Below are 3,607 nucleotides of genomic sequence, written 5' to 3'. Positions count from 1 at the left end.
GGAGTCGAAGGCGCCGCGTTTAGCCAGTCAAAACGCGTTATCGTTAACGACCATCGTCGGAGCGCCGCCCGGAGCCGGCTCGCTCCTACAGGGAGCAACCCGATGAGCTTCGGCAAAACCACTCCGGTCCTGCGCATTTTCAACGAAGCCGAGGCAGTGGGGTTCTACGTCGACTTCCTCGGTTTCAAGATCGATTGGCAGCACCGTTTAGAAGCCAGCTTCCCGTTGTACCTGCAAGTCTCGCGGGGTGAGTGTGTGCTGCACCTGTCCGAACACAACGGCGACAGCACGCCCGGCTCGGCCTTGCGCATCGAGACCGACGAACTGGAAGCCTTCCAGCAGCAATTGCTGGCCAAGGCGTATGCGTTTGCACCTCCACAGATCCAGGCCATGCCCTGGGGTAGCCAGGACATGATCATCAGCGATCCGTTTGGCAATCGGTTGGTGTTTACCAATGCGATTTGTGTTTAAAACCGTTCGCCAGTCGCTCAGGGCTACCCCGGCATGATGTGCCAGCAGCCTGCTCCCACAGGGTCTGGATGCTGTGTACAGTCTTTGTGGACGACACAGATTCATTGTGGGAGCGAGCCTGCTCGCGATTGGATCTATCATTTAGCGCTGACTGAACGTCAGACGCGGAAGTGACTGACCATCATCTGCAACTGATTCCCCAGCCGCGCCAGTTCAACACTCGACGCAGCCGTTTCATCACTCGCAGCAGCAGTCTGTTCGGACACGTCGCGCACGTTGATGATGCTGCGGCTGATCTCTTCGGCCACGGCGCTTTGCTGTTCGGCAGCGGCTGCGATCTGCTGGTTCATCGACTGTATGCTGGACACCGTGCGGGTGATGTTCTCCAGCGACTCGCCGGCCTTGCGGGTCAGGGCCACGCTGCTGTCGGTGAGGGTGCGGCTGTTGTTCATCACCGCCGACACTTGTTGCGTGCCGTTCTGCAGGCCGGCCACCAGGCCTTCGATTTCCTCGGTGGATTTCTGCGTGCGCTGGGCCAGACCGCGGACCTCGTCGGCCACCACGGCAAAACCACGACCGGCTTCACCGGCGCGGGCCGCTTCGATGGCGGCGTTGAGCGCCAGCAGGTTGGTCTGCTCCGCCACGGCCTTGATCACGTCCATGACGCTGCCGATCTTGTCACTTTCCCGTTRCAGCACGCTCATGGCCTCGGTGGAACGTACCACTTCGCTGGCCAGACGCTCGATCTGGGCGATGGCTTCGTTGACCACTCTGTCACCTTCACGGGCTTCGCCATCCGCCGCCGCCGCGGCTTGCGAGGCTTCTTCGGCGTTGCGCGCGACTTCCTGCACGGTGGCGGTCATCTCGTGCATGGCGGTCGCGACCTGATCGGTCTCGACCTTCTGGCTGTTAACCCCGGCACTGGTCTGCTCTGTCACGGCTGACAGCTCTTCGGCGGCGCTGGCGATCTGGGTCACGCCGTCGCGGATGCCGCTGATCAGGTCGCGCAGGGTCACGCCCATGCGCGCAATGCCTTGCTGCAACACGCCGAGTTCGTCGCGGCGGGTAACCAGAACGTTCTGGGACAGGTCACCGCTGGCGATGCGATCGACCACCGCCAGGGTTTCGCGCAGTGGACGGGTAATCTGGCGAGTGATGACCACGGCGGCAATGATGCCCACCAGCAACGCCAGCAATGTGCTGATCAGTTGCAGGGTACGTGCCTGGGCGCTTTCGGCGTCCCGGCGGTCGAGCTGGATCTGATACAGCTGATCGCTCTGGGCCACGATGGCGGCACCCTGGTCGGTCATTTCCTTGCGCGCCTGCACCGCGTCTTTGCTGGCGGCCTTGTAGGCCTGCAAGGCGCTTCGGTAGTTGCCCAGCGCAGCTTCCAGCTGACGCAGGGCGTCTTGTTGGGAATCGGCGAAATGCGCATTCAGCGGTTTCAGGCTGGCAATGGCGGCGTCCAGTTGGCCGACGGCTTTTTGCTCGGTCTCGGCATTGGTACTGGCGGTGTAGCCGCGCACTTCGTAGCGAGCCAGCAGGAACGCTTCCTTGGCCGCAGTGATGGCCTGGAACTGTTCGAAGCGCTGGTCGCTCAGCGGCATTTGCTGCACGCGGGTGTTGATGTCATTGATCAGCGTGTTGGCGGTTTCGGCGCTGGTGCTCATGGCATCACGGGCGCTGTTGCCGGCGCGATAGGCGTTGCGCATCTTGCCCAGGGACGTCTTGTAGGTGTCGATGACGGCGCCCTGTTCTCTGAGCAGTTTGAGGTTTTCCGGGCTCTTGAACTTCTCCTGCAGGGCTTGCTGCTGGGCCGAGAAGGCGTCGAGGGTGGTCTGCACACTCTGCGCGGCGGTTTCGTCGCCATTGGTCAGCATGTATTGCAGGCGAACGACGCGTAACTTGGTCAGGCCGGCGTTGAGCTGGGTGATGTCGCTCATCCAGTTACTGCGGTCGATCAACCCGCCCAGGCTGGTCCAGCCGGTCAGGGCGAGGACGCAGGTCAGTGCCAGGACCAGGCCAAACCCCAGGCCCAGTTTCAGGTTCACGCTGATGTTGCCGAACCAGCTATTCATCACATTCCTCCAGGAACTTGGTACTTCTCTATCGTCGGTTGGCTGGAAGATTGTTTTTTTTGGGGGCCGCCAAGCTGTGTAAGCAGGATGTATCGGCAGCAATCCCGGGAGCTGAAAGGTTTTTGTTCGGCGGATTCTGTAACAAGGTATTTGCAATGCTTTAAGCTTTTTTTCACATGTCTTTCACCCACCGGCAACGCACGTTTCTTTAGTCTTTCGGGATCTAATGAGGTGTTGCGTGCCGGCGAGGCGGCTTGATGTGGAATTGAGACTGAGTTTTTTCGGGATAAAACGCTCGATCGATCTGAACCGCTTCACCCGCTATCGCAACGCGGCGGTGGTGCTGGCCTCGGCGCTGCTGGTCATCCCGCTGACCGTATTTTTGTTGCGTCCGGCCACCGCACCGGACCTGGCCCACGGCAATTTAGCCGGTGCACAGGCTTTGATGACGGGATGGGCCAAGGGCGACATGATCGTGCTGGTGCGTCACGTCGAGCGCTGCGATCACTCCTCGGCACCTTGCCTGGTCGGCAACGATGGCATTACCGAGCGCTCTCGCAGCGTTGCCGAGAGCCTCGGGGCACAGTTCAAACACCTTGGCCTGGACAAGGCCGATATCTACAACAGCCCGATCCTGCGCACGGCACAGACTGCCAACTTCATGTTCAACAAGGTTGGCACGGGGGAAGACTGGCTAATCATTTGCAAGGGCACCATGCTGCGCGACTCCCTGGCGCACAAAGTGGCCGGGCGCAACCTGATTCTTGTCACTCACAGCGAGTGCATGGAGCAACTGGAAAATGACCTCAATTTGCCGGCATCGACGCTGGGTTACGGCGCCTCTCTGTTTATTTCCGCCGAAACCCCGCAGACTCCGCGCATGCTTGGCTTCATCGAAGCTTCCGACTGGAGCTCGGTGACCACTCGTTGAGCTTTTCCTTCATCTTTCTGAATCAGGATTCACAATGCTGACCGCTTCTCGCTACCGCTTTTACTGGGTGAATTTCGGTATTCCGCTGGCCTGCGCGGTCGTGGTGTTTCTGATGTTCGACATGACC

General features: G+C 60.2%; 3 protein-coding genes and 2 pseudogenes. 3 read left to right on the top strand and 2 right to left on the bottom strand.

What is annotated here, in order from left to right; genetic code table 11:
- Window positions 1–102 precede the first annotated feature (102 nt).
- Window positions 103–471 (top strand): glyoxalase superfamily protein, encoded by a 369-nt coding sequence (locus ACXRVY_RS20285; protein WP_223463574.1) that lies wholly within the window; start codon window positions 103–105, stop codon window positions 469–471.
- 158 nt (window positions 472–629) lie between these two features.
- Here ACXRVY_RS20285 and ACXRVY_RS20280 read toward each other — a convergent pair whose 3' ends face one another.
- Both ACXRVY_RS20280 and ACXRVY_RS20275 read right to left on the bottom strand, forming a co-directional pair.
- Window positions 630–1,493, bottom strand: coding sequence for a methyl-accepting chemotaxis protein (locus ACXRVY_RS20280; protein WP_458238082.1), 864 nt, complete (start codon window positions 1,491–1,493; stop codon window positions 630–632).
- A pseudogene (locus ACXRVY_RS20275) lies at window positions 1,488–2,414 on the bottom strand (methyl-accepting chemotaxis protein); the annotation flags it as partial. The gene ACXRVY_RS20280 and the pseudogene ACXRVY_RS20275, both read right to left, overlap by 6 nt.
- A 394-nt stretch (window positions 2,415–2,808) precedes the next feature.
- On the opposite strand from ACXRVY_RS20275, the gene pmrG reads away from it, so the two are divergent.
- On the top strand, window positions 2,809–3,480 hold the full coding sequence (pmrG, locus tag ACXRVY_RS20270; protein WP_223463572.1) for a lipopolysaccharide core heptose(II)-phosphate phosphatase PmrG: 672 nt from the start codon (window positions 2,809–2,811) through the stop codon (window positions 3,478–3,480).
- A 34-nt stretch (window positions 3,481–3,514) separates the two neighbouring features.
- Window positions 3,515–3,607 (top strand): annotated as a pseudogene (locus ACXRVY_RS20265) (phosphatase PAP2 family protein); the annotation flags it as partial.

The organism is Pseudomonas sp. P5_A2_2 (assembly GCF_054177685.1).
Note: the sequence above shows the minus strand (reverse complement) of the source record. Positions and strands in the feature narration are given on the sequence as shown.

Bases quoted from the DNA above. Each gene is read 5' to 3' on its own strand.
- ACXRVY_RS20285 (WP_223463574.1), top strand. From the start codon at position 103: ATGAGCTTCGGCAAAACCACTCCGGTCCTGCGCATTTTCAACGAAGCC.